Below are 25908 nucleotides of genomic sequence, written 5' to 3'. Positions count from 1 at the left end.
TGCATGCCCCTCCTTTTAATTAACTAGCGATATTTCTGCTATCCAATTCATGTGACTGTTTTTTACCAAAAGCATAGGCTACTATCAATAGTACCAGGCTTGCACCCATAACAGACCAAAATCCTGCCGTTATTTCCCCCATGAAGAATGCTTTATAACAAACGGCACCAAGTGAACCCCCTACAATCGGTCCAACGACCGGAATCCATGAATAGCCCCAGTTGGAATTTCCTTTACCGGGTATCGGCAGCAAAAAGTGAGCGATGCGCGGCCCCAGGTCGCGGGCCGGGTTAATGGCGTATCCTGTCGTTCCCCCAAGTGACATCCCGATCACGACAATCAATAACCCGACTGCGAATGGGTTTAGACCCTCTGTAAAATTATTGGCCCCTATAAATAATAGACCAAGAATAAGGATGAAAGTTCCAATCATCTCACTTAATAGATTTGAAAATGTGTGCGGGATTGCAGGTGAAGTCGCGAATACACCAAGCTTCGCCCCTGGATCATCCGTAGCTTTCCAGTGTGGCAAATAGTGCAGGAATACTAGAGTTGCGCCGAGTATCGCGCCAATCATCTGGGCAACGATGTAACCGGGCACATCACTCCATGGAAATTCTCCAATAATGGCAAACCCTACTGTGACCGCCGGGTTTAAATGCGCCCCGCTTATGGAACCCACTGCAAATACACCCATGGTAACCGCCAATCCCCACGCAATCGTGATAACGATCCAGCCGGCATCTTTTGCATAGGAACCCTTTAAGGATGAACCTGCCCCAATACCTGCTCCGAATAAAACTAAAATCATCGTGCCTAACACTTCTCCCCAAAATGGAGTCATGATAAAACCCCTCCCCTGATAATTTTTTAAACCTTGCCAACAAATAAAAGGAGATCCACAGCAGAACCATCTTCATAAAAAAAATTATGAATAGATCTGTTGTGAATCTCCTAGTCTCCGTCACATATATTAACTTGTACTGTAAAATATACTAGGTTATGAAAACGCTGTCAATAATTTGTGAAAAATTAATCTATTATTCTGTAATTTTTTTCAATTTTTCCCTATTAGACGATATCCCATAATTCAGTTTTTGAAGTGGTGATTGACGAGGCGCCGGCATCAAGGGCATTCAGGACTTCATCCGAAGTTCGTATGAGGCCGCCAGCAAAAATCGGTGTCTGCAATCGTTCCTTCACTTCTTTTATCATCCATGGCATGGCGCCCGGCAATACTTCGATATAATCCGGCTTGGTTTTCTGCACCAGCTTATAACTTTTCTCAAGTGCATGTGAGTCAATTAAAAAGATTCGCTGGATGGCAATGACCCCCTTTTGCTTCGCCTTCAATATAACGCTTGATTTAGTCGAAATCAGCCCATAGGGGTTATATTCCTGACAAATGAATTCTGTCGCGTACTCATCACTTCTTATGCCATGGATCAAATCGACATGATAAATCATTTTCTTATTATGCTGCTTTGCCATCATACTTACATTTTTCAATTGTGAGATATGCAAATCAAGAAACACACCTATTTCATAGGAACTTTCTAGAAATCTTTCAAAATCCTTCATGCTTGCAGAAGCAGGCAAAATCTTCTGATCCATCATTATCCTCCTCATTCCCAGAAAAACTCAAAACCTCAAGTCATTTAGTATATTTTAAAGAGCTTGAATTATCAAACACATTTTTTTCATGAACCATGTCATCTTAACACTATCATACCTGGCAAACCCTTTATAGTTTGCGGCTAAGGATATATGTAAAATATCCCCTTGAATCATAAAGAAAGTTTCATTTTCAATGCACCTTCGGCGAGTTCATACGATTTAATTGTGCCAATCGGAATTTTCCTCACGATGCTCCAAGCATTAACATTCATTTTGATCGCTCTTTTTTCATATTCAAAAAATGGCGGTCTGTTAAATATCCTTTGGTTGATGAAATTCCTGTCAATGGGTTCCATTTCCACTAATTCGAATGAAATCGTTCTTTTTTCCACATGAACCGGTTTTAATGTAATCCGGAAAGCTACGTTTTTCTTAAACATCATTTTTTTCACTTCCATCGTTCCGGAAAGCACAATATGCCTTGGCGTAATCTCGACTTTAATATCCTGACCAGATGATTTCATTTTTATGATTCTCTCTATCATGACTTCAGTGACCGTAATCGGTATGCCATTTTTGAATGGACTCACCCTTGCATTCCCTCCCCACTCAAAGCATATGCCGGATTCCCTGATGCCGTTAACATTCCAGCCCGGATTAATAAACGGTATATTCGAAATATTCCAGCTCCACCCCTTGACCTTCATAAAAACTACCTGTATAGTCATAGTTAATTTAATAGACAACTCTTATCCAGAGAGGTGGAGGGACTGGCCCTTTGATGCCTCAGCAACAGACTGATCTTGTACTGTGCTAATTCCAGAAGTGTAAAAACTTGAAGATAAGAAGAGTATATAGCTTTGTTGCCAACACCTCTTCTTATTTTTAAGAAGAGGTTTTATTTTGGCTGTTTTCACATACTTTGTTGCTATTTACCAGGTAGTGGGTTGTGGTTGATTTCCCCTCAAGATGCTCGCTTTCCGCGGGGCGGGCGGTGAGCCTCCTCGGCGTAAACGCCTGTGGGGTCTCACCTCTCCCGCTGCTCCCGCAGGAGTCTCGCACATCCGCTCCAATCAACTTTAAATAGTTTCGTTTAAAAACAACAATCTTTACGAAAAGAGCCTTTATTTTTAAAAGGAAAGAAGGAATCAACATGTCAATCACATTAACGAAAGCACCATTCAGGGCGGACCACGTCGGAAGTTTATTAAGACCGGAACGTTTACATATTGCCAGGAAGGACTTTAATGAAGGTACCATTTCAGCTGAGCGGCTTCGTGAAATTGAAACTGAAGAAATCAAACGGATCGTCGATAAACAAATCGAAGTTGGTTTAGAGGCCGTTACGGACGGTGAGTTCAGACGGACATGGTGGCACTTTGACTTCCTCGAACATTTAAATGGCATCGAGGGTTATGTAACTGAAAAAGGCCTTACATTCGATGGTGTCGAAACAGAGAGATATAATGTTCGCAATACCGGGAAGGTTTCATTCAACCCTGAACATCCCTTCATTCGTGATTTCATTGAATTGAACAAAATCGTGAACGGACGTGCAGTTGCCAAGCAAACCATTCCCAGTCCGAATCAATTATTTGCTGCAGGCATTCATAATGAAGACGTCTACCCTGATATTGAAGACTATGCAAATGATATCATCAACGCCTATCAGCATGCTTTGAAAGCCTTTTATGAAGCAGGTGTGCGTTACCTTCAATTGGATGATGTATATATTGCCAGACTTTCAGCTCCGGATTTCCAGTTCAAAGATGGAAAATATACGAGGGAACAATTAATCGATCTTGCACTTCGGGTCATTAATGGTGCATTGGAAGGCAAACCAGAAGACCTTATCGTCACTACCCACCTATGTCGCGGAAACTACCAGTCGACATGGGCGTTTGAAGGAAGCTATGCCCGTATCGCGCCAACTTTATTGGCAAAAGAAAAAGTGGATGGATTCTTCTTGGAATATGATGATCAACGCTCAGGGGATTTCAAACCATTGGAATACATTCCAAATGGCGGTGCACGGGTCGTACTGGGTGCCGTCACTTCAAAAAATGGAGAAATCGAAGACAAGGAAGCTGTTAAGGCACGCATTAAAGAAGCATCGCACTTCGTTCCGCTCGAACAATTATGCTTAAGCCCTCAATGCGGCTTCGCCTCCACACATCACGGCAACAAGCTAACCGAAGCACAGCAATGGGAAAAGCTGAGATTCGTCGTTGATGTAGCGAAAGAAGTATGGGAATGATTATTTTACGGAGACTTTAAAACTTATTTACAGGATTCGAACAACCTAATCGGCTTCAATATACGTGCCGATTAGGTTTATACTTAAAACCCTAAAACTGAAAGCAAACAAAAAAGAACGGCCATCTGGACGTTCCCTTTTTACTTGCAGCTATCATCATCCTCCATTTTCTTCACGAATATATCATCCGTCACCCTATCTTCCAGCTTGTTCCTCAAGGCCAATTCCGCAGCCTTCCCATCACTAGGCGATCCGTCCGAGAAATACATCGGAAACAGGGAGAAAAACATAATGTAGAAAGAAAAATAGATAAATTGATACCAGATTACCGAGCTGTCCAGGATATTCTGATACACTAAGCTGTATATGATCAGCATGCTGATTAAATTAAAGATAGCACCCCCTAAATAGATCAGGGTATTCGTCAATCGATTATCATGTTTCAAACCCTTGAACTCGCAAGTCCCATTCCAAAAATAATATTTCCTCACCTCTATGTTCCGAAAGGCGAAAAGCTTATTACCACACCCGATCAAGATCTTCTTTTCCGCTCCCCCAAAGATCGTAACGAAGAAAATATGCCCGCTCAAATGTATCAGTGTAACGATCGGCATGATCAAAAAAAAGGAAAATAGAAATTTAATGATATCAGAGAGACCAAACATATTTAACTAACCCCCTCCTTACCAGCGATTTCCTTACCAGGATGCTACTCTGATACCCTGCCCACACTGGTTATAACTAGTAAATTTTCACAGTGGTAATATGTTGCTTTCCACAAATGATAAGAGGATAATTGTTCTCCTTCCGCTTCACTTCGACCTTCGAACGACTATATCGACCCTTCCCCTGCTTTTTCCGGCATTCAAAAAAAACAGGCTATCACCTTCCAAAAAACCCGGAAAAGCGATAGCCTTTACATCTTTATTTAGCGATTGGGGGTGCGAAGGATTTCTGCGTTGTTTTGTCCTGGCTCCAAGCCTGCATGTTTATATCCAGGGGTGAAAACCGATGTTTTGATCGGGCAGGCGATTTGCCTCTGGACATTCCCTTTTCCGTCAGGTACCTCGACGATCATTCCCCTCTCCTTCAATTGGGGATGCTCGGCCGCTTCGGTGAAAGTCAGCACTGGTTCTGCGCAAGCCTCGAATTCAGCGAATATCTCCTGCCATTCATGAAAATCTCTTTCGAGGAAAGCCAGCCGGACGGCCGTTTTAAACCTGATTCCGCTTTCTTCACCGCTTTTCATGCTCAGCTCATATAATTCGGGTGCACCAATCGCTTCACATAATGCTTTTCGAAAAGGGGGCTCAAGGCTGCCTACCGAAAAATAGCGTCCATCTTTCGTTTCGTAAAAGTCATAAAAAGACCCTCCGTTCAGCATCAATTTTTCTGGTTCAAGTTCAAGGCCACCTTGTAAATTCAGAGGTGCGGATATGGCATTCAAGGTAAAACTGCAGTCGGTCATGCTGATGTCGATGGCTTGGCCGAATCCTGTTCTTTCCCTGTGAATGACTGCAGATAATATTCCGATGACAGCATGCAATGAGCCTCCGGCAAGATCTGCTATTTGGGTTCCGTTTTTTGCCGGGCCGTCCTTTTTCGTACCGGAATAGCCTGATAAGCCTGCTATCGAAATATAATTGATATCATGTCCCGGTCGGTCTTTATAGGGACCAGTCTGGCCGTAGCCCGTAATCGAACAGTAAATCAGCTTCGGGTTGATCGATTTTAATGTCTCATACCCCAAACCCAGACGTTCCATGACACCTGGACGGAATTGTTCAATGACGATATCGTATTCCGTCACTAGGTTTCTTACGGATTCGATAGACTCGGATTGTTTTAAATCCAGTGTGATCGACTTCTTCGATCTGTTAAGATATTGGTTCACACTCCATGAATCCTTTGTCCCCGGCCTCTCCACCTTCAAAACATCCGCTCCTAAATCCGCTAGCATCAAAGTGGCAAATGGACCTGGCAGTAACGTTGAAAAGTCCAATACTTTTAAATGAGTCAATAAGGTCATCAGCCTTGCACCTTCCCTTTCCCTTGAAAATAGTAAAAGCCTTCCAGTCGTTCCGTACATGCAATTTAGCCGAGTTTACGATTATCATATAACACCCCCCATAACATTTGTATAAATTTCCATTTAATAAAAATAAAAAACCAGGAATCAGCTTCCTGGCTTTTTATAATGAGCCTATAGAAAACAAGTAAAAGCCGGACAATTTAAAACATATTGTCCGGCTGCTTTTACTTTAAGCTTGTTCATTCATATTTTTTGTCAAAGTCAAATTCGACTTCATCAAGTTTAACGAATTTAGTTTTTCTTATAAATTTATAGCCAAGCCATAGACCAAGGAAAAGCGGAATCCCCAAGTATGCAGCTACAACACTGCCCCAATCGATATGGTCTGAGAAAAAGGCTTGGATATTTTGGGACAGGATGACGATCATGCCGATTAAAATGGCAAAGATCGGTCCGATCGGGAACCATAATGCCTTATATGGCAGCTTCTCCAATGAATGGCCTTGAGCGATGAATGCTTTCCGGAAACGGTAATGGCTGATGGAAATGCCGAGCCAAAAGATGAATCCTGTAATTCCGATGGCATTCATTAACCAAATATACACTTTACCATCGCCGAATATGGAGGCTAAAAAGGCCAGCATGCCGATGGAGCATGTCAAAATCATGCCTGCTACCGGTACGCCGCGTTTATTAAGTTTTGCAAAAATACGCGGTGCTTGCCCATCTTTTGCCATTGAGTATAACATACGCGTTGATGCATATAGACTTGAGTTACCTGCAGATAATACCGCTGTTAAAATGACGGCATTCATAAGCGAAGCGGCAAAGGCGATTCCAGCTTTTTCAAAAATGAGCGTGAATGGACTTACCATGACGTTATCACCCTGCAAACTTGAGTTCGTATAAGGGATAATCAGTCCTATTACGAAGATTGCCAATACGTAAAAGAGCAAGATTCTCCAGAAGACACTTTTAATGGCCTTCGGTATATTCCGTGCAGGATCTTCACTTTCCCCGGCAGCCACACCGACGATTTCGGTACCTTGAAAAGAAAAGCCAGCCGCTATGAAAACGATGAAGACACCCATGAACCCGCCCGGGAAAGGAGCGTCATCGACGGTGAAGTTTTTAAAGCCTACCGCTTCGCCGCCCATAATGCCGACGATCATTAGCAGCCCGACGATAATAAAAATAACGATGGCGGTTACTTTTATGAAGGAAAACCAGTATTCCCCTTCACCATATCCTTTAACGGATAAATAGTTCAATAGGAAAATGAGCACCAAGAATGATGAACTCCATAACAATGATGGACTATTCGGAAACCAGAATTTCATGATCATTGTCGAGGCTGCCAACTCTGCGGCTATCGTCATCGACCAATTGAACCAATACGTCCATCCCAAGGCAAAACCAAATGCCGGATCGACGAATTTCGATCCATAGGTACTGAAAGAGCCGCTTGTCGGCATAAAGGCTGCCAATTCCCCTAAGCTCGTCATCACGAAGTACACCATTGCCCCAACTAAGGCATAAGCAAGTAATGCCCCGCCTGGCCCAGCTGTATGAATGGCTGCACCGCTGCTGAGGAACAGCCCGGTACCAATAGCCCCGCCAATGGAAATCATCGTTAAATGGCGGGATTTCAAACCGCGCTTTAACCCTTGTTCTTCTTGCTTTGGAGGATGCAAGATGTCATTTTCTTGTTTTGGTATCATAATTTTTCATCCCTTTCTATATAAGCGCTTTCATATATGGGGAAATCATTTAATAAATTTTCCTATTTCATAGACTCTCAAATAGATCTAATTTACAATTCGAATTCCTTTTCTGAATATATGCAATTTTCATGCCAAATTTACAAAGCGCAATATTCAACAGATTATCCAAAAAAATGCCTCCAATAGACAAATTTCTTTGCACTTTACGCCATGGTTTTTTGCACATTATGCCATGGTTTTTTGCACATTTATTCATTTGGTTTAATTTAAATACATTCCAAATATTACTAAAAGAATATATTCAAAGAATATTTCTATCAAAATCCATTTTTCTCCATTTTATTCCTTTAAATGTCATATTTTTTGCGAGTTTTCTCCATTTGATAATAATTATGAAACGATGTAAAAATGAGGTATTCTCATGAAGGAGTTGAGTGTTATGAAAGGTAAGGTATTTTTAGGAACTGCACTATCAATCGGTCTATTATTTTCTGCTATTCCCCATCAAGAAGCTTTAGCGGCAAAAAATGTGTTAAGTGTTGAAAAGTACAATAAGCATAGGGATTCACTAGAATACAAGTCTGGGAAGCTTACGGACCCCTCAAAGCAAACGGCAGAAGATATCATTCTTACCTTTTTTGATGAGAACAAAAAGTCTTACAAGCTAGAAAAGCAAAAGGCGAAGGACTCCTTCACGATCGAGAAAGAAAGCAAGGATGAACTGGGCAATACCGTCCTTAAATTGCAACAAACCTATAAAGGCGTACCAGTATGGAATTCCACACAAGCCGTATTGATTGACGCTAAAGGTGTATTGACCGTCGTGTCCGGTACGGTTGAAGCCAATCTAAACACGAAATTAGGGAAAAAGGCTAAAAAAGGCATCAGTGAATCCGAAGCTATCAAAATAGCTGAAGCGGATCTGGGGTTCACACCTGCCTACGAGCAATCACCTGAATCTGACCTGTATGTATACGCAAATGAAGGCAAGGCCGATTATGTATATAAAGTCAATTTGAAATTCTTAAGTCCGGAACCAGGAAATCATAATTATTTCATTTCAGTCAAAACGGGTAAAATCCTGAATAAATATAATACATTGGATGAAGTGACGGGGACCAACTCCGTCGGAACGGGCACTGGCGTCTTAAACAATACGGTGTCGCTGAACACTACCTTATCCAACGGTCAATACTACTTACAAGACAATACACGCGGTAAAGGCATCTACACGTATAACGCCAATAACCGTTCAAGATTGCCTGGTACACTCTTTTCCAACACAACAAATGCTTTTACTGCTTCTGCCGATAAAGCTGCGGTGGATGCCCATTATTATGCGGGTAAAACCTATGATTATTACAAATCCACATTTGGCCGGAACTCCTATGATGGTAATGGAACCATCCTGAAATCAACAGTCCATTATGGCTCAAGATACAATAATGCTTTTTGGGATGGCACCCAAATGGTTTACGGTGATGGAGATGGCACGACGTTCATCCCATTGTCCGGCGGGCTCGATGTCGTTGCGCATGAATTGACGCATGCCGTCACTTCCTCGGAATCGAACCTTACCTATCAATATGAATCCGGTGCTTTGAATGAAGCGATATCTGATATTTTTGGCACTGTCGTAGAATTTAAGAATCAAAGTGCCAAAGCCGATTATTTGGTCGGGGAAGATATTTACACACCTAACATTTCCGGTGATGCACTCCGCTCGATGGCTAATCCAACATTGAATGGGGACCCTGACCATTATTCGAACCGTTATACAGGAACGGGTGATAATGGCGGAGTCCACACGAACAGCGGAATCATTAATAAGGCAGCTTATTTAATCTCTGCAGGCGGAACCCACCATGGCGTGAGTGTATCCGGAATCGGCATCGATAAACTAGGAACCATCTTTTATCGGGCAAACACAACATATTTAACTTCGTCGTCTACTTTTTCACAAGCCAGAGCGGCCGTCATACAATCGGCCTCTGATTTATACGGTTCAAGCAGTTCAGAAGTCACGGCTGTCAAAAATGCCTTTACTGCTGTCGGTGTGAATTAACAGATTTACCTATATATCAAACACCTCCCTAGCTTCCCTGCTAGCGGAGGTGTTTTCATCTTATGTATTGGTCTACCTTCCGAGGATCATGTCGGCCGCCCTTCATGTGAGGAATTCCGTCCTACGGTACAGGCGGGGCCTCAATAAAAACAAACTGATTCTTTTACTAAAAATGATTAATTCCGTAAAATAGTTGCTTTTCTTCTTATTAACTGTCAAGCTTAGATGATCTGGACTATATTGAATAGAACAAGTAGGTGACGAACATGATTGAAGTTAAAACTTCCACACTCAGTGATGGCGAGTTCAATAGAGGCGTATTCGCAACACGAGATATTAAAAAAGGTGAGCTTTTGCATGAGGCACCTGTCATTGCATATCCGAACGAGGAGCATGTTTTCATTGAGAAGACATTGCTGGCTGATTATGCGTTTGAATATGGAATTAACCATACTGCCATGCTTTTAGGCTATGGCATGCTGTTTAATCATTCTTATACACCCAACGCTACGTATGACATAAACTTCAAGAATCATACGTTTGATTTCTTTGCTTACACCGACATAAAAGCAGGGGAGGAAATCCTGATTAATTATAATGGTGAAGTCGATAATGAGGATCCGCTTTGGTTCAATAAAGAAAATGACGGCGAAGATGAAGCTGAATGATCATTGATCCTTCATGAAAGCACTTGTACTTTTGAATGCCTGTCCATGGTCTTCAAAAGAAACGAGTGCTTTTCCTTTTACCGGCATGATGAATTCACTAAACCTAAAAAAAGCCCCATTAAGATTAACTTAATGGGGTAGTTTTTTGAAGACGATTGAATAAATTTGCCACACTCTTGCCGAATGACTGGTTAGCCGAAACCGCTTGCTTTGATTAGGCTTGGCAGACAATCGGGCGGAAGCAGCAGATTTGAGGGTTAGTAATATGATTTCCACTCCAGGCACTCGCTTTCCGCAGGCGGTCCGGGAGCCTCCTCGGCGCCTTTGCGCCTGTGGGGTCTCCCCTGGACTCGCTTTTCCCGCAGGAGTCTCGTACCTTCCGTTCCATTCAACTTTTCATTTAAAGTAAGGTGAAACCCTCATTTACAAATCCGCGACACTCCTGCCGAATAACTGGCTAGACGAGACCCCACAGACGCTTGTGTCGAGGAGGCTTGGCAGACAGTCGGCGGAAAGGAAGCGGATTTCTTTAATCAGCGGGAACTTAAAAAAACTTTGACCCCATTAAGAATTACTAATGGGATCATTTCACCTTAACGTACGGATGGGTTACTTGATTTTGTTTTGGTTATTGATTGGAATTGGCTCTTCACCTTATCAATGGTTTCTGGTGTGGCTAGAGATCTTATTTGACTCATGGTTTTTTCACGGGTTTTCTTATTGCGCATTAAAAATGCGGCTGCTCCTATCAGGACGGTTCCAAGCATTTTGTTTGATGGCATGTTAGTTTCCTCCTTCAAGTTAGTCCTATATAGTATTCCCTCTATCAGCTGATTTAAACAAAAGCACCTTTTTGAGAGAGCGGTTTCGCTTTATTCATCCTCGCTCAGGCTTTCGATGAATTTTATGCTTTCCGGATTTTTCACGACTTTTTCCGCTTGATCAGGGTCAGCTTTCGTTTGCTTCATGTTGTTAAGTTTATATGTCAACACTCTTTTCACTGACTCGTTAATTCTATCCATTGGAACTTCCCCTGCTTTTACTGCTCGCAGTAATCCGTTATATACCTCAAGCTCATGGGAATATTCATGACAGACAAGTAATAAGTCCGCTCCAGCAAGGATTGCCTGCTTCCCCATCTCATCATAGGAGAAGTACTTGTTCACGGCTCCCATTTCCAAATCGTCGGTAACAACAAGTCCTTCATATTTGAGTTTCCCCCGAAGCAGGTCTTCTATGATGATTTTAGAAAGGCTTGCTGGTTTTTCTTTATCATAGGCTGGATATTTAATGTGGGTCACCATCACGAAAAACTTTTGGTTATCCATTTCACTTATGATTTGCTTGAAGGGATAGATATCCGAATTTTCCAGATCCAGTTGGTTGGCCTCCACGGATGAAGTTTCGACATGCGGATCGATTTCGCTGCGTCCGTTGCCGGGAAAGTGCTTCAATGCACCCGTTATCGATACCTCATTCAAGCCTTGAATGGCTTTCTTTCCGAATTGATAGACCTTTCCCGGATCTTGCCCCAATGAACGTTTATCCGTTTTTGATAAATCAAGTACAGGGGCAAAATTAATGTTAATCCCCATGGATCCCAGTTCTGTCCCATTCAATCTGGCCACCTTGTACATCTCTTCAATAGAGGCATTTTTCCCAAGATCCTGTTGCGCAGGGAGGGGCGATACCCTTTCCTTCATCCTGATGATGTCCCCCCCTTCCTGATCGATGGCCACCATCAACGGAAGCGAATGTGCACTTTGATTGGCCGTTTGCTGAAGCGAGTTGGATAACCGGGCCACTTGTTTAGGTGATTTCATATTGCGGTCAAAATAGATGACGCCTCCTATATGTTTTTGTTCGATGAGCTCCGTAATTTCATCGCTCTTTTCAGTCCCCTTGAAACCGACCATCATAAGCTGTCCGATTTTTTCTTCAAGCGTCATTTTATTCAGCAATTTCTCTATTCTCTCATGATTATCCGCATCGTCGTCCTCCCCTTTTTCCGCTCTGGAATTGACATCCATATTCAACTGAATGAACACGGCTGAAAAAGCGAGGATTGCGATGAAAAGCAGGCCCATAAATATTTTTTTATTCCTCATGCTTTGACCTTCTGTCCTTTCTTGATTGCCCTTTTATATTTGTTGCACACTTCTTAATCATGTTCATAAAGTGACGATTCTATATCATCATTGCCGGTTTTTTTGCATAAACCATTAGCCGCGTCTAATACTACATACATAGCCTAATTCAAAGGAGATGCACCCATGAACGGAATCTTGAAGAACATTGCCGGCACTTTCAGTCATGCAGTCGATTATGCAAAAGAAAAAATAACAGCCATTACAGGAACAACTTCTGTTACGATAGCGGAATTGAGTGAGCACATCATCAATCAGCCCGAAACAAAACTAATCAGGAAAGACCTTTTAGGGATACCTTTTTCCTTTTATCATTTACAAATAGAAGACGTTACGTACTATTTGGAAATGAAAAGCTCACAGGTTCTCCAGTTGGACGTTCAAGCGCATAATCATACGATTGTGTCTTACAGGTCTTATCGAGATAAATCCAGCTTGCCCACGGCCATTAAATTTCCTAAAACCCTTTTATCCGAATGAAAAATAAGGCTGTTTTCGCATACTTTGTTGCTATTAACAAGTAGTGCGGTGTGGTTGATTTCCCCTCCAGATGCTCGCTTTCCGCGGGGCGGGCGGTGAGCCTCCTCGGCGTAAACGCCTGTGGGGTCTCACCTGTCCCGCTAATCCCGCAGGAGTCTCGCACTTCCGCTCCAATCAACCTTAAATAGTTTCGTTTTAAAAACAACAATCTTTTCGAAAAGAGCCAAAATAAAAAAGCTGATATCCCCTGCATATGGGGTTATCAGCTCTTTTTTTCAAATCTTATAGGGAGAAAAAACGGTCTCTCTCACTTGAAATCCATTTCTCGGCATCTTCTTCATCCTTTTTAACCAAGCGGTTAACGAGGATATCATGCCAAATGTAATTTTCGAGAAAATTGATATGAATGGGATCATCTGTGTAAAACGCCGTTTCTCTCGTTTCGGGCGAAGGGCCGTAAATCGTCTCCTTGCCATCAATGGATAAGATGAACCATTTGTTTTCCCCGATATTTTCCACATAGCTTGTTTGACGATGAATATCTATACCCGATAATGGGTTTTCAACCTGAAATGCAATCCCCTTCAGCGTGCAATGCGCAGCGGCCCCTATTAGCTCTTGTTCAAGTTTTCCATACATCTCGTCCCATAGGGAAACCACCACCCTCTTCTCGGCTTTTTGAATCAAGGTACGGCAGAAGGATAGGATGTGCCCTTCACCTTTAAGCGTCATTACACGATTGTCGGACATCGGTTCGTTTTTCTCGAATTGCTTTAATGTATGGCTGATGGATTGATAGGTATTGTTCCATTTTGATTGAACCGATTCCAAAAAAACATCAACTGGCAGCGGTGAATATTTTATCGAGTCATTGATTTCCTCTTTTAAGACGATGCCTTCTTCTTGCAGTCCATTTAATATTTCATAGATGCGGGCCCTTGGAATTCCTGACTCCTTGCTTACTTGATAGGCACTGGTTGGGCCTTGGCGAACCAAAGAAACATAAGCCTTTGCTTCATATTGACTAAACCCGAGAGACTGTAGTTTTTGAATGATATCTTGCATAGTACCTCCTAGTGCTTTGGTAAGTTATATGCCTATCATACCAAATCTCTTATCGAAATCTATTCGATTTCAAACAGTATGGCTCAAATATTCTTATTTACAGAATGGTTCATATTAGTTACTATCTAAATAGTGACTAATATGAACGCGTGGATTATGGCTCAAGCAAAACAAGCATTTCAGCCATAATGCCATCGATACGGAGGCTTCTTGGATGGAAGATATACAAATTTCGACACTATTGCTGCTGATGTTTTTCGGATTTTTGGCAGCATTCATTGATTCCGTGGTCGGCGGCGGCGGCCTGATTTCGATACCCGCTTTATTATTTTCAGGACTTTCCCCGTCAGCAGCGATCGCTACGAATAAGTTAGCAAGTTCCATGGGGTCTTTAACAAGCACCATTGCCTTCATTCGCTCAGGTAAGGTTGATTTCAAATTGGTTTCAAAACTTTTCCCATTGATTTTCATAGGTTCCCTGCTAGGAGCTTGGGTTGTCAATTTCGTCTCGCCTGAATTATTAAAGCCAATGATCTTGGTTCTATTAATAGCTATTGCCATTTATACCTTTTTTAAAAAGGACTGGGGCCAGAAATCGACTTACCATACACTCACATGGCAAAAGGCTGCACTATTTGCGTTCGCTATATTTGCCATTGGTTTTTATGATGGCTTTTTAGGCGCTGGAACGGGATCCTTCATTTTGTTTGCCTTTTTAATGATTGGTTTTGATTTTTTGCACTCTGCAGGAAATGCCAAATTTTTGAACTTCGGAAGTAATTTGGCGGCACTGATCATGTTCATTTTCCTTGATACCGTCAACTTTTCCTACGGAATTCCAATGGGGATCTCCATGATAGCAGGAGCGTTGGCCGGTTCTAAATTTGCCATTAAGAAAGGAGTGGCATATGTAAGAGTATTATTTATCATCGTGACCGTCATTTTGATCGTGAAAAATATAATGGATTACTTAATGGGCGGCTAATCTTTTAAAAAAATAGACGACAGCACACTGTTCCCCGCACAGAATGTGACATATAGGGATTATTTGGGTATATGATAGGTAAAGACTGTGTGGAAAGGTGTGATTGGATGATTGAAAAGTGGGATGGCGAAGAAATGGCAGATGTATTGGGGCAAACCATTGTGATTACTGGTGCAAATAGCGGGCTTGGCTTCGAAACGGCTTTTGCATTGGCCGGTAAGGGGGCAGAGATCATCCTTGCGGTCCGGAATGCTTCAAAGGGTGAAAAGGCGGTCGATAGAATCTTATCGGTCCATCCAAAGGCAAATGTACGTGTGATGGGAGCTGGATTTAAGTGATTTGAGCAGCATTCGGCATTTTGCCGCTTCCTTTCAGGAAAACTATGAATCTCTCTCCGTCCTCATCAATAACGCAGGTGTGATGATCCCGCCCTACAGTAGGACAAAGGATGGCTTCGAGCTGCAATTCGGCAGCAATCACCTCGGTCATTTTGCTTTGACAGGCCTCCTTCTTCCGCGTATCCTTTCTACGCCAAAATCGCGTGTGGTCACATTGAGCAGCTTGGCCGCCATCAATGGATATATAGACTTCGAAAATCTAAATGGTGAAAACGGTTATAAACCAATGAAATACTATGGGCAAAGCAAGCTGGCCAATCTACTCTTCGCCCGCGAATTACAGAATAAATTCAACCAGCATGGCGCAACCCCGATCAGTGTTGCCTGTCATCCAGGCCTTTCCCATACTAATCTCATGTCCCGCGGTTCCGGAAAACCCATAAATAGATTCGTGCACTTTCTTTCCAAAACCATCACCCAGCCGGCAAGTATGGGAGCATTGCCTACCCTTTATGCCGCAACGGAACCTTCATTGACAGGCGGGGAGTATATCGGACCCGATGGAAAGAAGGGCAGAAAAGGCTTTCCCAGAAAAGACGAGGTCATCCATACCTTATATAATGAAGAAACGTCGAAAAGGTTATGGGATATTTCAGAAACCTTGACAGGGATCAAATATCGTTTCATTGAAAGCATGACTCCAAAATGACTCTATATTTCCCTGTCTTCGCTCATGAACAGAGCAAAAAGAAAGAGGGGGCATAATGCCCCCTCTTTTCGCTTCCATCATTCAGCGTCAAAAACTTCGACTTTTTCCATTTTGTCGCCATTTTTCATAGCTTTGGCTGTTTCAAGTCCAGAAGTCACTTTACCGAATACTGTGTGAACACCGTTAAGATGCGGTTGTGGTTCATGCACGATAAAGAATTGGCTTGAGCCTGTGTCTTTTCCAGCATGTGCCATAGATAGGCTTCCTGCCTCATGTTTATGAGGGTTTCCTTCTGTTTCACATTTGATTTGTGTGCCGCTTCCGCCTGCGCCTGTACCTGTTGGGTCTCCGCCTTGGCTTACGAAACCAGGGATTACACGGTGAAAGACTACGCCATTATAAAATCCTGTGTTTGCCAAGTTTTCGAAGTTAGCCACTGTGTTAGGTGCTTCGTTCGGGAAAAGATCGAATTCGATTTTTTCTCCATTTTCCATAAGTATGTATCCTTTTTTAGCCATGTTAAACATCTCCTTTAATATGAACTGAATCAAATCTAATAGTACCATTTTTAGAAGCAGAAAGAAAAGGAAGCGCTACTTATTTCGAATTGTATCATTATACATTCCTCTATTTTTTCTTTTATAATGGGGTAGATTCATTATTATAAGGGGGAACGAACCATGATACAGCAATTTGATGCATTAGTCGTGAATAAGCAAGATGATCAATTCACCGTTAACATTCAGCAGCTATCACTTGATGATCTACCTCAAGGCGAAGTGCTCATCCGTGTTCATTATTCCGGTGTGAACTATAAAGATAGCCTTGCAGCCATTCCAAATGGAAACATTGTCAGCGGCTATCCGATCGTTCCGGGAATTGATATGGCTGGTGTTGTCGTTTCATCTGAGGATTCCCGCTTTAAAGAAGGAGACGAAGTCATTGCGACCTCCTACGGAATTGGCGTTTCCCAATCAGGGGGCTATAGTCAATTTGCCCGTGTTCCTGCAGAGTGGATCGTCCCGCTTCCTGATGGCCTAACAATGAAAGAGGCGATGATCATCGGAACGGCCGGTTTCACTGCAGCACTATCGGTTCTGCGGCTGGAAGAAAATAACCTCACACCTGAGCAAGGGAACGTTCTTGTCACTGGTGCAACTGGCGGGGTCGGCAGTTTTGCCGTCTCGATCCTTTCCAAACTTGGCTATTCCGTTGAGGCTAGTACAGGAAAGGAATCGGAACATGGATATTTGAAGGCAATCGGTGCGTCGACCATTGTATCGCGTGAAGATGTATATGATGGCAAGCTGCGGGCTCTGGGCAAACAGAAGTGGAGCGGGGCGGTAGATCCCGTCGGCGGTGAACCGTTAGCTTCGGTCCTTAGCCAAATCAAGTATGGCGGAGCTGTGGCGGTCAGCGGATTGACAGCTGGGACAAGCCTTCCTGCCACCGTCTTTCCATTCATCCTAAGAGGTGTTAATCTACTTGGGATCGATTCGGTCAATTGCCCGATGGATACAAGATTGAAAGTTTGGCAACGCCTTGCCACCGACTTTAAACTGGAGGATTTGGAACAGCTCGTTCAACAGGAAATTACACTTAAAGAATTGCCTGACGTCCTTCCTACCCTATTAAAAGGGGAAGCAAGAGGCAGGACGATCGTTAAACTTTGAACCAAAAAGTGACGAGAGCATGGCTTCTCGTCACTTTTCATTGTGAACTTTCATAGATAGGGAGACTGATATCCACAATCGTCCCTTCTCCCACTTCGCTAGTGAAATGAATTTCCCCATTATGTTCATGGATGATTTTGGTGCTGACCATGAGCCCAAACCCTGTTCCTTTTTCAGATGTACTATAAAAAGGCTGCCCTAGATGCTTCATTCGTTCATTTGAGATTCCGCAGCCTTCATCAATGAACCGGATCATCGCAGAGTCACCTTCATGGTTTAACTGTATATGAAGTTTACCCCCATTCGGCATGGCTTCTATCGCATTATTGGCGACATTCGTGAATACTTGTTTTAACTGATTCGGTTCGCCAAAGACTGATGCCGTATCCGTAGTATATTCCTTGATGATTTCGACATCATTCAATATCGCTTGAAATTCGGCTAACGTAATCACACTGTCCAATATCTCGTTAAGCTGAATGAGTTCACAAACCTTCGCTTCAGGCTCTGCTAAACTTAAAAACTCATTGGCCAGGATTTCGATTTTTTCAACTTCACTGACCGTCATTTCAAGATAGTCCTTTTGCTCAGGGTCTTCCCTTAATAATTGCAAAAACCCTTTGACCGTAGTTAATGGATTTCTTATTTCATGTGCGATGCCTGCAGCCATCTGTCCCACTGCCGATAACATATTGGATTTACAGAGCAGCTCTTCGGTCTTTTTACGCTCCGTAATATCCCTACAGAATACCTGTATGGCTGGTTGCCCTTTATAAATAATCGGAAGACCGAGTGTTTCTCCATAAAATTCTTGTCCGTCAAGCCGAATGAACTTTTGTTCCAGTAAACCAACCGCCTGATGATCGTCCCTCATGATTTCGATTCTTTTTTGTACACTTTCCTGGGACTCCAGGTGGACGAACTGAAAAACCGATTTACCGATAATATCTTCCACACTATCCATCCCAAGCATTTTTGCCCCCATGGGATTCATATACTCGATGATCCCATTGCGATGTACGAAAATCGCTTCAGGTGACACCTCCACTAAACTGCGATACCTTTGTTCACTTTCCTTCAAGGCAGCTTCAGCAAGTTTTTGATTCGTAATATCCCGATAAACGAAAACCAAAGCGCACGGCTCATTTTCATTATCGCGGATATTGAACAGGGAGATGCTTACATCGATTAACTGGCCATCCTTCCTTAACCTGACCGTTTCAAAGCCTTTCTTTTGTACCCCAGCCTTAATTTGGTCATGCAATTCATTGACTGACTCCTTCAAGAAATCAGGAATAATTGGAAACGGCATGCCAATGAGCTCATCATTCTTCCATCCGAAAAACTCTTCAAAAGCTGCATTCACCTGAAGGGTCTTTCCTTCCAGATCAACAATGGAAATGGCGTCCGGGTTGTTCTCCATGAAAGACTTGAATTTCTCGGTACTATCCTCCGGCTGTTCTCCCATTTGCCCTTGTCCATAATCAATAAGCCTTTTACTCATCAATTTTTTATTCCTTTCTTATCCGGAAATTTACAGTCTCAATTTTACAGTATCAGTAAATCATTTGCCAGTTTTATCATATGTTTTTTCCAAGTTAAGGATTGATGCACAAAGAGGCCAAACCCCCATTAGGTTCAGCCATTTCCTTAAAATGTATTATAAATGTTGGGACATTCTGTACCTGTTGGTTCATAAAAGCAATGGAGCTTGAAACGCCCAACAAGGGGTTGATTATACCAGGTTGCCGGGCAATCTCCCGGTGGCCTGAAGTACCATAGGCTAAATTTCGAAGGCCATAGCCTTTCGCCGCTTACGCTACGGCGTGCAAGCCTCTTTTCCCTGTCTCTTGCCCGCTGATAAAAATACCCCTTCTGTACAGCCTCAAAGGCATGCTCCTGATAAATCATGTCTGGAATCGTCCTCAACCCCTTGAAATCGGAACAATTCGACCTAATCCGATTGACCCCTACATTACCGATCATCAGCATGCCTTGATCACCTTCACCCTCGCCTTCCGCCCTAAGCAATCTTGCCAATAAGGCAATATCGGCATCAGTGTGCTTTACAACGGCCATCCCATCGCCTCCACTTTTTTTATCCTATGCCTTGGTTATGGAAAAATACTCCGTTTATTAACAAAATCTTCATATGGAGTACACGTCCTATCAATAATACAACCCTATACTTAAATAAGGCTGGATAGCACGCGTGGCTATCATGGTATTTGGCGAAGGCGGGGCCGATACTTTCCTTATACATATAAAAAAGGCGGCACACATTGTGCCGTCTTTTATCTTGTCATTCTTTCGCTTCAAATGCCGCTTCAAACGCCAATGATACCTTTTCGAATTCTTCATCCGATTCGATATCGAGCAGTTCACCTTCGCCTTCGACCCTGAAAAAGAAAATATCGATATCTTCATCCGTATCCTCTTCAATATCTTCAAGCAAGCCTACTGCAACATATTCCGTTCCTTCTACATCCAATGAACCTAAAACCTCAACTTCATGGCCTTCATCACTGTCATCAGTAAGAGTAAAAACTTCACCTTCACGAATTTTTCCCATACTACCTCTCCTCTCCTATCCATTAATAATGGAGTTGTTTCCATAGTATATCGACTATTCCATTTAGAAACAAATTTTTGCCCTGGAAAATGATGAATACATTTCTTTCCAAGAAAAGAATCTATCAAGTGATACTATGGAAGAAAAGTATTATCCCATAAGCCATTTGTCATTTTTCATTATTTACCAATACTTTCCCTTTATTAACATCATTTTAAAAATTATCTAAAAACGGCTATAAAAAAGTAATTTAATTCCGAATAATCTTATATATACTACTATTAGCAAGTTGCATACGGATTTAATGAAGGAGGAAGATTTCTTGGCTGTAAAAAGGGTCGATCACATTGGCGTTGTTGTAAAAGATCTTGAAAAATCCATCGCCTTTTATCAAGATGTGCTGGATTTGAAATTAAAGGAACGCATGACTCACACTAATGGAGTGATCGAACTGGCATTCCTCGGTTACGAAGAGTCGGACGAAACAGAAATAGAATTGATTCAGGGATATAGCGACACACTTCCCTCCGAAGCAACGATCCACCATTTCGCCATTACCGTGGATGATATCGAAGAAGAATATGCCCGGATCAAAAGCTTGGATAACACCGAACTGATTGATGAAGAGATTGTCACCCTTCCGAATGGTTATCGCTATTTCTACGTATATGGACCGGAAAAAGAGTGGATTGAATTTTTCCAAAGGTAAAAACCATCCTAAAAAGGCAGAGTCTATAGACTTCTGCTTTTTTTAACGTTCACTCTATTCTTCAAACAAAATTTACAGATAAAAATCCTTTCTTTACTTATATGAAGTAATTTCTTAATATACTGCATTTATCCTAAATGTAATCATATTTTTGGAGGTATGCATTTTGGGGAAAATGAGCAAAAAGGTAGCAGGAATTACTTTAGCGGGCGCGGTGGCCATATCATCACTTGGTATTTCAACAATGAAGGAAGATGTTCAGGCTAAAGACAAGAAAAAAGAACCAACCAACGTCATCATGATGGTGATGGATGGAACAAGCACAGGAGCAACAACCCTTTCAAGGTGGTATAAAGGCGATAATCTAGCCATGGACGAAATGCTGTCTGGCGGCATGCGTACATACTCGGCTGAATCGGCGATTACCGACTCAGCTCCTGCAGCAACAGCGCTTGCGACAGGAAATAAATCAAATGATAAATTTGTCGGTGTCCTGCCAACCATCGTTAATTCTCCAGGGCTCGATCCAGTTAATCCGAAAAATGTCCATAAACCAGTCGCTAACGTTTTGGAGGGTGCGAAACAAGCCGGAAAGGCTACGGGCATCATTTCTACATCTGAAATCCAGCATGCTACACCCGCAGGCTTCTCCGCTCACGTGACACATCGAAGCAATTATGGTGATATTGCGGAACAGCAGGTTTATCAGGGGATTGACGTCGTTTTGGGAGGGGGCAAAGAATCCCTTTTACCAGGTAAAACAAAAAATGCAAGAATTGATGGAGAAAACCTTTTGGAAGTGCTCGATGAAGACAAATATGATTTTGTTGAAACCCGTGACGAGCTGTTAAAATCCAAATCGAATAAAATTTGGGGAAGCTTTGCACCAAGCGCCCTGGCATATGATTTAGATCGTAAAACAACAAAGCCCAGTGAACCCACTTTAGCTGAAATGACCAATAAAGCCCTTAAAACCTTGAAAAAAGATAAAGATGGCTTTTTCTTATTTGTTGAAGGAAGCAAGATTGACTGGGCTGCTCACGGAAACGACACGATCGGAATGATTAGTGATACTTTAGCTTTTGATGATGCCGTGAACGAAGCCCTTACGTTTGCAAAAAATGACGGAAACACGATGGTCATTGCTGTAACGGACCATGGGAACAGCGGAATTACAATGGGTAACGTAAACACGAACTCCTCCTACCCGGAAACACCCGTATCAGCTTATATCGATCCATTAAAGAAAGCGAAAATGACTGTTGAAGGGGCCTTAAGTAAGCTAAAACCAGATCATTCCAATCTGAAGGAAGTTGCGGCACTGTATGGACTGGATAATCTGACTTCTGAAGAAACAGCAAAACTTACCTCTTCTAAAAATGTAGGTGCTGAAATGACAAAGCTGCTTGCTAACCGTGCCAACATTGGCTTTACAACTGGCGGTCATACAGGTGAAGACGTATTCCTGTATTCTTATGGCCCTTCAAAACCGACTGGATTAGTGGAGAATACAGACCTCGCTAAAAAAATGGCCGAATTCATGGGCTTTGATTTACAAAAATTATCGAACAAACTATACATGAATGCTAAAGATTCCTTTGAGAAAAAAGGATATTCAACCCGCATTGATGTTACAGACCCGAATAACCCAGTTTTTGTAGCGAAAAAGGGGCAGCAAAAAGTGGAGTTGCCTGCAAATAAGAATATCGTTATCAGCAAGACTCCTAAATCCACTAAACAAAAAGAAATTAATGCGATCACCGTTTACAACGGAAAAGACTTCTATATATCCGAACAAGCATTAAAGGCAGTCAAGTAAGCAAACACTTTTGAATGGGAAGGAGCCCTTGTTTAACAAGGGCTCCTTTTCTTATGAATGATTTAGAACTCCCCGCTTCACCAGCTTGACTTTTTGACACCCGGCAGTTGCCCTTTATGAGCAAGTTCCCTAAAAACGATACGCGACATGTTGAATTTCCGCATATATCCACGGGGCCTCCCCGTTACTCCACAACGATTGTGGACCCTTGTCGGCGAGGAATCACGAGGGAGTTTGGCCAATGCGGCATAATCCCCTTTCTCCTTCAATTCCTTTCTAAGTTCTGCATACTTTTCGACCATTGCCAACTGTTTTTGCGCTTTTATCACCTTGGATTTTTTCGCCATTTATATTCTCCTTTTTTTAAATCTTGAATGTATGAAAAATCTATAAACTATTCACAATTCGTTCCGCTGCCTGTCTTGCTCCCGATATATTCCTGGATATCGGTCCCATTTCAAGTTCAGCCAATGCACCCGTGACATATAAGCCAGGTCCCCATTGCAACGACTGCGATACAATTGGATAACCACATTCCGCGCAGCGTAAATCATGCGACCGGATGACTGGCGTCAGCCAATCCTTCCCTGGCAATGATGACTTAAAGCCGGTCGCTAAAAGAATCGTCCCTGTTTGTTGAATGACCTTTTCGTTTTTATCCCTGAGGCTGATATGCCCGTCCCTCCACACAGCGCTTTTCACCTCAACATCCATGACACGCAATAATCCCTGTTTAACCTGATTCATCAGCGCTTTATGTAAGTCAGGTGGGATGGATCCCTTATTACGGGCCTGGATAATGGTCTCGCGTCTTTTTTGAAAGCTGGATATAGCACGGAAAGGTCGCTGTTTTTTCGGCCCCAACCAACCAGGATCACTGTCGAAATCATGAATTCTAAAAGGATGCCGCTTCAGAACCGTCACATCATGTGGATAGATATTACTCAGCTTTAAAGCGAGATGGACAGAAGATATGCCGCCCCCAATGATCGTAATGGGTCCCTGTAATTGTGTCAGCTCCGGAATATTTTCATCGAATATGTGGTAAACGGAACCCCCATGCTCTTGTTTGAATTGCCGTGCCCATTCAGGCCAATAAGGCTGTTCGCCAATGCCAATTGAAATCACAAGTTTTTGCCCCTCAAGCCGTCGCTTGTTTTGCAATTGGATTTCCCAGCCCTGTCCCGTTTTGCAGGCAGAGATGACTTCCCCTTGCACCCATGCCTGCTTAATGGTTAAATCATCAGCCAAGTGAACACAATGTTCATTGAAGGATTGTAGGGATGGCCGCTTATATTGGCCGTAAAAGTTATTTTTCCAGTCTGCCTTCTCCACATATTTCTGCAGGCTGAAGGGATTCACATCCAGATGGTGTACGGATGGAGAACGTAAATATGGCATTGAAATGACTTCCGTACACTGCTTCCATCTTGCCAATGGTTCTTCATTTCTATCGACAATCGCCAGCTGGTCCACCGTCGTTTTTCCTGACTTAAGTAAAAATGCAGCCATCGTCATACCTTGAATGCCTCCGCCAACAATGATCCATTCCAACATGAACTTCCCTCCTTTCACATCCATTCACTTCGATAAAACATAATCATTACGATTTAAACCTTAAAATTACTTCGTTTCACGGTGAAGCGTGTGTTTCTTCAATCGCGGGCAGTACTTTTTCAATTCGATCCTGTCCGGATTATTCCGCTTGTTTTTCGTCGTAATATAATTTCGGTCCCCTGATTCTGTGCATGCTAACGTAATGTTTACTCTCATTTCTATTTCCTCCTAAAGTTTTTTAATGAACGATTTCCGTAAATGCAGGCAATCGATCTTCATAAAGAGACCAATCCTGCTGCATCTCGATTTCCGTCAATAAGCATTGATCTAATTCATTTTCGAGTTCCTGTTGATTCATTTGAATGCCAATCAGCACAAGCTCCGTCATCCTGTCACCGTATACTGCATTCCACCGTTCCAATAATTCAGGTGCTTCCTTTAAAATTTGGCGCTGTTCTTCCTCAGGGTAAGCTGCAATCCATTTACCGGCTGCTTGTAAAGTCAATGACGGTCCTGCCTGCGAAAGCAAGCCTGCCGTATCATTTCTCGATGCCAGCCAAAGGAATCCCTTCGACCTCACCACTTGTACGGGCCAGTTTTCCAACCACTCCATCAGCCGTTCGGGATGAAAGGGTATTCCCCTCCTGTAAACGAAGGAAGAAATCCCATACTCCAAGGTCTCCGGGATATGCTCTTCATTCAATTCCTTTATCCAGCCGGCTCCTTGGCTTGCCTCTTCAAAATCAAATAAATGTGTATTCAATACATCCTTTAGCGGCACCTTGGAATGGTTTGTTTCGATAATTCTCGCATCGGCATTCATTTTATGAAGAACCGCCTTCAATTCCGCAACGGTATCAGCATCCATCAGATCGATTTTATTTAACAGGATGACATTGGCGAACTCTATCTGATCTATTAATAGATCGACCACTTCCCTGCCATCCGCAGCATCAGTTGCCTGCATCCTATCAATAAGCGTTTCTCCGGAAGTGAAGTCTTGCCAAAAATTATACCCGTCAACAACGGTAACCATCGTATCAAGCCGGCAAGATTTCGATAAATCAATTCCCATGCTTTCATCAACATAACAGAAGGTTTGGGCTACAGGGACCGGTTCGCTTATCCCAGTCGATTCAATCACGATGTAATCAATGTCCCCTTGTTTCGCCAATTTCTCCACTTCAATCATCAAATCTTCACGAAGCGTACAGCAAATGCAGCCATTCTGCATTTCCACCAGTTTTTCATCCGTCCGGGTAAACCCTCCTTGTTTGACCAGCGAAGCATCAATATTGATTTCACTCATATCATTAACGATGACGGCAACCTTCAGATCATCCCGATTCTCAAGAATATGATTCAAAAGCGTCGTCTTTCCTGCACCAAGGTATCCACTCAATACTGTAACCGGAATTTTCTTCATCTCCAACCCGTACCACTCCTTACCTAATTTCTTTGCTTAAATTAAATCAAAATCATTACGATTTA

General features: G+C 42.6%; 27 protein-coding genes and 1 riboswitch. Of the genes, 10 read left to right on the top strand and 17 right to left on the bottom strand.

Features of this window, described 5'->3' with window-relative positions; all coding sequences use genetic code 11:
* Positions 1 to 19: 19 nt before the first annotated feature.
* From A6755_RS03875 to A6755_RS03865, 3 genes are all read right to left on the bottom strand, one after another.
* Complete coding sequence (locus A6755_RS03875) at positions 20 to 844, bottom strand: MIP/aquaporin family protein (RefSeq protein ID WP_034310441.1); 825 nt, start codon at positions 842 to 844, stop codon at positions 20 to 22.
* A gap of 227 nt (positions 845 to 1071) precedes the next feature.
* Positions 1072 to 1614 carry a glycerol-3-phosphate responsive antiterminator gene (locus A6755_RS03870; protein ID WP_048683275.1) on the bottom strand — a complete coding sequence of 181 codons (543 nt, stop codon included), beginning with the start codon at positions 1612 to 1614 and terminating at the stop codon, positions 1072 to 1074.
* Between the two features lie 173 nt (positions 1615 to 1787).
* Positions 1788 to 2207 (bottom strand): hypothetical protein, encoded by a 420-nt coding sequence (locus tag A6755_RS03865; RefSeq protein WP_134402080.1) that lies wholly within the window; start codon positions 2205 to 2207, stop codon positions 1788 to 1790.
* A 156-nt stretch (positions 2208 to 2363) separates the two neighbouring features.
* Positions 2364 to 2465, top strand: a riboswitch (SAM riboswitch).
* Positions 2466 to 2770: 305 nt separating this feature from the next.
* Here A6755_RS03865 and A6755_RS03860 point away from each other — a divergent pair.
* Positions 2771 to 3874, top strand: a complete 1104-nt coding sequence (locus tag A6755_RS03860) for a 5-methyltetrahydropteroyltriglutamate--homocysteine S-methyltransferase (protein ID WP_063589816.1) — start codon at positions 2771 to 2773, stop codon at positions 3872 to 3874.
* Positions 3875 to 4014: 140 nt separating this feature from the next.
* Here the strand turns inward: A6755_RS03860 and A6755_RS03855 are convergent, their stop codons facing one another.
* The 3 genes from A6755_RS03855 to A6755_RS03845 form a co-directional block, all read right to left on the bottom strand.
* Positions 4015 to 4539, bottom strand: coding sequence for a hypothetical protein (locus A6755_RS03855; RefSeq protein WP_063589815.1), 525 nt, complete (start codon positions 4537 to 4539; stop codon positions 4015 to 4017).
* A 263-nt stretch (positions 4540 to 4802) separates the two neighbouring features.
* A complete protein-coding gene (locus tag A6755_RS03850) occupies positions 4803 to 5903 on the bottom strand; it encodes a CaiB/BaiF CoA transferase family protein (RefSeq protein ID WP_063592418.1) in 1101 nt (366 codons plus the stop codon).
* A gap of 242 nt (positions 5904 to 6145) precedes the next feature.
* A complete protein-coding gene (locus tag A6755_RS03845; protein ID WP_063589814.1) occupies positions 6146 to 7627 on the bottom strand; it encodes an amino acid permease in 1482 nt (493 codons plus the stop codon).
* 442 nt (positions 7628 to 8069) lie between these two features.
* Between A6755_RS03845 and A6755_RS03840 the strand changes: the two genes are divergently transcribed.
* Both A6755_RS03840 and A6755_RS03835 read left to right on the top strand, forming a co-directional pair.
* Complete coding sequence (locus tag A6755_RS03840; protein ID WP_063589813.1) at positions 8070 to 9695, top strand: M4 family metallopeptidase; 1626 nt, start codon at positions 8070 to 8072, stop codon at positions 9693 to 9695.
* A gap of 266 nt (positions 9696 to 9961) precedes the next feature.
* Positions 9962 to 10363: an SET domain-containing protein gene (locus A6755_RS03835; protein ID WP_034310428.1), complete on the top strand. Its 402-nt coding sequence runs from the start codon at positions 9962 to 9964 to the stop codon at positions 10361 to 10363.
* A gap of 593 nt (positions 10364 to 10956) precedes the next feature.
* Here the strand turns inward: A6755_RS03835 and A6755_RS03830 are convergent.
* The gene (locus A6755_RS03830; protein WP_034310424.1) at positions 10957 to 11145 is read right to left on the bottom strand and encodes a hypothetical protein; all 189 of its coding nucleotides are present in this window, start codon (positions 11143 to 11145) and stop codon (positions 10957 to 10959) included.
* A 90-nt stretch (positions 11146 to 11235) separates the two neighbouring features.
* Positions 11236 to 12471 (bottom strand): beta-N-acetylhexosaminidase, encoded by a 1236-nt coding sequence (nagZ, locus tag A6755_RS03825; protein WP_084737381.1) that lies wholly within the window; start codon positions 12469 to 12471, stop codon positions 11236 to 11238.
* 165 nt (positions 12472 to 12636) lie between these two features.
* Here nagZ and A6755_RS03820 point away from each other — a divergent pair, with 165 nt between their 5' ends.
* Positions 12637 to 12990 carry a hypothetical protein gene (locus tag A6755_RS03820; protein WP_063589812.1) on the top strand — a complete coding sequence of 118 codons (354 nt, stop codon included), beginning with the start codon at positions 12637 to 12639 and terminating at the stop codon, positions 12988 to 12990.
* A 282-nt stretch (positions 12991 to 13272) separates the two neighbouring features.
* Here the strand turns inward: A6755_RS03820 and A6755_RS03815 are convergent, their stop codons facing one another.
* Positions 13273 to 14055: a TrmB family transcriptional regulator gene (locus A6755_RS03815; protein WP_034310422.1), complete on the bottom strand. Its 783-nt coding sequence runs from the start codon at positions 14053 to 14055 to the stop codon at positions 13273 to 13275.
* 214 nt (positions 14056 to 14269) lie between these two features.
* Between A6755_RS03815 and A6755_RS03810 the strand changes: the two genes are divergently transcribed.
* The 3 genes from A6755_RS03810 to A6755_RS03805 all read left to right on the top strand — a co-directional run bounded on the left by A6755_RS03810 (position 14270) and on the right by A6755_RS03805 (position 16087).
* On the top strand, positions 14270 to 15040 hold the full coding sequence (locus A6755_RS03810; protein WP_034310419.1) for a sulfite exporter TauE/SafE family protein: 771 nt from the start codon (positions 14270 to 14272) through the stop codon (positions 15038 to 15040).
* Positions 15041 to 15147: 107 nt separating this feature from the next.
* Entirely contained in the window at positions 15148 to 15378 is a 231-nt protein-coding gene (locus tag A6755_RS28080) for an SDR family NAD(P)-dependent oxidoreductase (protein ID WP_343929527.1), read from the top strand.
* A 1-nt stretch (position 15379) separates the two neighbouring features.
* Positions 15380 to 16087 carry an oxidoreductase gene (locus A6755_RS03805; protein ID WP_343929529.1) on the top strand — a complete coding sequence of 236 codons (708 nt, stop codon included), beginning with the start codon at positions 15380 to 15382 and terminating at the stop codon, positions 16085 to 16087.
* 77 nt (positions 16088 to 16164) lie between these two features.
* On the opposite strand, the gene A6755_RS03800 is transcribed toward A6755_RS03805, so the two are convergent.
* Positions 16165 to 16605 (bottom strand): peptidylprolyl isomerase, encoded by a 441-nt coding sequence (locus A6755_RS03800; protein WP_034310415.1) that lies wholly within the window; start codon positions 16603 to 16605, stop codon positions 16165 to 16167.
* A gap of 162 nt (positions 16606 to 16767) precedes the next feature.
* Here A6755_RS03800 and A6755_RS03795 point away from each other — a divergent pair, with 162 nt between their 5' ends.
* A complete protein-coding gene (locus A6755_RS03795) occupies positions 16768 to 17760 on the top strand; it encodes an NADPH:quinone oxidoreductase family protein (RefSeq protein ID WP_034310411.1) in 993 nt (330 codons plus the stop codon).
* Between the two features lie 37 nt (positions 17761 to 17797).
* Here the strand turns inward: A6755_RS03795 and A6755_RS03790 are convergent, their stop codons facing one another.
* The 3 genes from A6755_RS03790 to A6755_RS03780 all read right to left on the bottom strand — a co-directional run bounded on the left by A6755_RS03790 (position 17798) and on the right by A6755_RS03780 (position 20332).
* Positions 17798 to 19264: a PAS domain-containing sensor histidine kinase gene (locus A6755_RS03790; protein WP_063589811.1), complete on the bottom strand. Its 1467-nt coding sequence runs from the start codon at positions 19262 to 19264 to the stop codon at positions 17798 to 17800.
* 146 nt (positions 19265 to 19410) lie between these two features.
* The gene (locus tag A6755_RS03785; RefSeq protein ID WP_034310408.1) at positions 19411 to 19839 is read right to left on the bottom strand and encodes a cell wall hydrolase; all 429 of its coding nucleotides are present in this window, start codon (positions 19837 to 19839) and stop codon (positions 19411 to 19413) included.
* A 223-nt stretch (positions 19840 to 20062) separates the two neighbouring features.
* Positions 20063 to 20332, bottom strand: coding sequence for a DUF1292 domain-containing protein (locus A6755_RS03780; RefSeq protein WP_034310405.1), 270 nt, complete (start codon positions 20330 to 20332; stop codon positions 20063 to 20065).
* A 322-nt stretch (positions 20333 to 20654) separates the two neighbouring features.
* Here A6755_RS03780 and A6755_RS03775 point away from each other — a divergent pair, with 322 nt between their 5' ends.
* Both A6755_RS03775 and A6755_RS03770 read left to right on the top strand, forming a co-directional pair.
* Entirely contained in the window at positions 20655 to 21041 is a 387-nt protein-coding gene (locus tag A6755_RS03775; RefSeq protein WP_223255861.1) for a VOC family protein, read from the top strand.
* Positions 21042 to 21216: 175 nt separating this feature from the next.
* The gene (locus A6755_RS03770) at positions 21217 to 22860 is read left to right on the top strand and encodes an alkaline phosphatase (RefSeq protein WP_082201233.1); all 1644 of its coding nucleotides are present in this window, start codon (positions 21217 to 21219) and stop codon (positions 22858 to 22860) included.
* A 77-nt stretch (positions 22861 to 22937) separates the two neighbouring features.
* On the opposite strand, the gene rpsN is transcribed toward A6755_RS03770, so the two are convergent.
* The 4 genes from rpsN to A6755_RS03750 form a co-directional block, all read right to left on the bottom strand.
* The gene (rpsN, locus tag A6755_RS03765) at positions 22938 to 23207 is read right to left on the bottom strand and encodes a 30S ribosomal protein S14 (protein WP_034310392.1); all 270 of its coding nucleotides are present in this window, start codon (positions 23205 to 23207) and stop codon (positions 22938 to 22940) included.
* A 40-nt stretch (positions 23208 to 23247) separates the two neighbouring features.
* Entirely contained in the window at positions 23248 to 24417 is a 1170-nt protein-coding gene (locus tag A6755_RS03760; RefSeq protein WP_063589810.1) for an NAD(P)-binding domain-containing protein, read from the bottom strand.
* A gap of 66 nt (positions 24418 to 24483) precedes the next feature.
* On the bottom strand, positions 24484 to 24633 hold the full coding sequence (gene rpmG, locus A6755_RS03755; RefSeq protein ID WP_034310390.1) for a 50S ribosomal protein L33: 150 nt from the start codon (positions 24631 to 24633) through the stop codon (positions 24484 to 24486).
* Between the two features lie 22 nt (positions 24634 to 24655).
* On the bottom strand, positions 24656 to 25843 hold the full coding sequence (locus A6755_RS03750) for a GTP-binding protein (RefSeq protein ID WP_063592416.1): 1188 nt from the start codon (positions 25841 to 25843) through the stop codon (positions 24656 to 24658).
* Positions 25844 to 25908 lie beyond the last annotated feature (65 nt).

This window comes from Peribacillus frigoritolerans, from assembly GCF_001636405.1.
Lineage (GTDB): Bacteria > Bacillota > Bacilli > Bacillales > DSM-1321 > Peribacillus > Peribacillus frigoritolerans.
This window is presented reverse-complemented; position numbering and strand designations above follow the sequence as displayed.

Coding starts and splice junctions, on each gene's coding strand:
- A6755_RS03875 (WP_034310441.1), bottom strand. CDS start 844: ATGACTCCATTTTGGGGAGAAGTGTTAGGCACGATGATTTTAGTTTTA.
- A6755_RS03870 (WP_048683275.1), bottom strand. CDS start 1,614: ATGGATCAGAAGATTTTGCCTGCTTCTGCAAGCATGAAGGATTTTGAA.
- A6755_RS03860 (WP_063589816.1), top strand. CDS start 2,771: ATGTCAATCACATTAACGAAAGCACCATTCAGGGCGGACCACGTCGGA.
- A6755_RS03855 (WP_063589815.1), bottom strand. CDS start 4,539: ATGTTTGGTCTCTCTGATATCATTAAATTTCTATTTTCCTTTTTTTTG.
- A6755_RS03850 (WP_063592418.1), bottom strand. CDS start 5,903: ATGACCTTATTGACTCATTTAAAAGTATTGGACTTTTCAACGTTACTG.
- A6755_RS03845 (WP_063589814.1), bottom strand. CDS start 7,627: ATGATACCAAAACAAGAAAATGACATCTTGCATCCTCCAAAGCAAGAA.
- A6755_RS03840 (WP_063589813.1), top strand. CDS start 8,070: ATGAAAGGTAAGGTATTTTTAGGAACTGCACTATCAATCGGTCTATTA.
- A6755_RS03835 (WP_034310428.1), top strand. CDS start 9,962: ATGATTGAAGTTAAAACTTCCACACTCAGTGATGGCGAGTTCAATAGA.
- A6755_RS03830 (WP_034310424.1), bottom strand. CDS start 11,145: ATGCCATCAAACAAAATGCTTGGAACCGTCCTGATAGGAGCAGCCGCA.
- nagZ (WP_084737381.1), bottom strand. CDS start 12,471: ATGAGGAATAAAAAAATATTTATGGGCCTGCTTTTCATCGCAATCCTC.
- A6755_RS03820 (WP_063589812.1), top strand. CDS start 12,637: ATGAACGGAATCTTGAAGAACATTGCCGGCACTTTCAGTCATGCAGTC.
- A6755_RS03815 (WP_034310422.1), bottom strand. CDS start 14,055: ATGCAAGATATCATTCAAAAACTACAGTCTCTCGGGTTTAGTCAATAT.
- A6755_RS03810 (WP_034310419.1), top strand. CDS start 14,270: ATGGAAGATATACAAATTTCGACACTATTGCTGCTGATGTTTTTCGGA.
- A6755_RS28080 (WP_343929527.1), top strand. CDS start 15,148: ATGATTGAAAAGTGGGATGGCGAAGAAATGGCAGATGTATTGGGGCAA.
- A6755_RS03800 (WP_034310415.1), bottom strand. CDS start 16,605: ATGGCTAAAAAAGGATACATACTTATGGAAAATGGAGAAAAAATCGAA.
- A6755_RS03795 (WP_034310411.1), top strand. CDS start 16,768: ATGATACAGCAATTTGATGCATTAGTCGTGAATAAGCAAGATGATCAA.
- A6755_RS03790 (WP_063589811.1), bottom strand. CDS start 19,264: ATGAGTAAAAGGCTTATTGATTATGGACAAGGGCAAATGGGAGAACAG.
- A6755_RS03785 (WP_034310408.1), bottom strand. CDS start 19,839: ATGGCCGTTGTAAAGCACACTGATGCCGATATTGCCTTATTGGCAAGA.
- A6755_RS03780 (WP_034310405.1), bottom strand. CDS start 20,332: ATGGGAAAAATTCGTGAAGGTGAAGTTTTTACTCTTACTGATGACAGT.
- A6755_RS03770 (WP_082201233.1), top strand. CDS start 21,217: ATGAGCAAAAAGGTAGCAGGAATTACTTTAGCGGGCGCGGTGGCCATA.
- rpsN (WP_034310392.1), bottom strand. CDS start 23,207: ATGGCGAAAAAATCCAAGGTGATAAAAGCGCAAAAACAGTTGGCAATG.
- A6755_RS03760 (WP_063589810.1), bottom strand. CDS start 24,417: ATGTTGGAATGGATCATTGTTGGCGGAGGCATTCAAGGTATGACGATG.
- rpmG (WP_034310390.1), bottom strand. CDS start 24,633: ATGAGAGTAAACATTACGTTAGCATGCACAGAATCAGGGGACCGAAAT.
- A6755_RS03750 (WP_063592416.1), bottom strand. CDS start 25,843: ATGAAGAAAATTCCGGTTACAGTATTGAGTGGATACCTTGGTGCAGGA.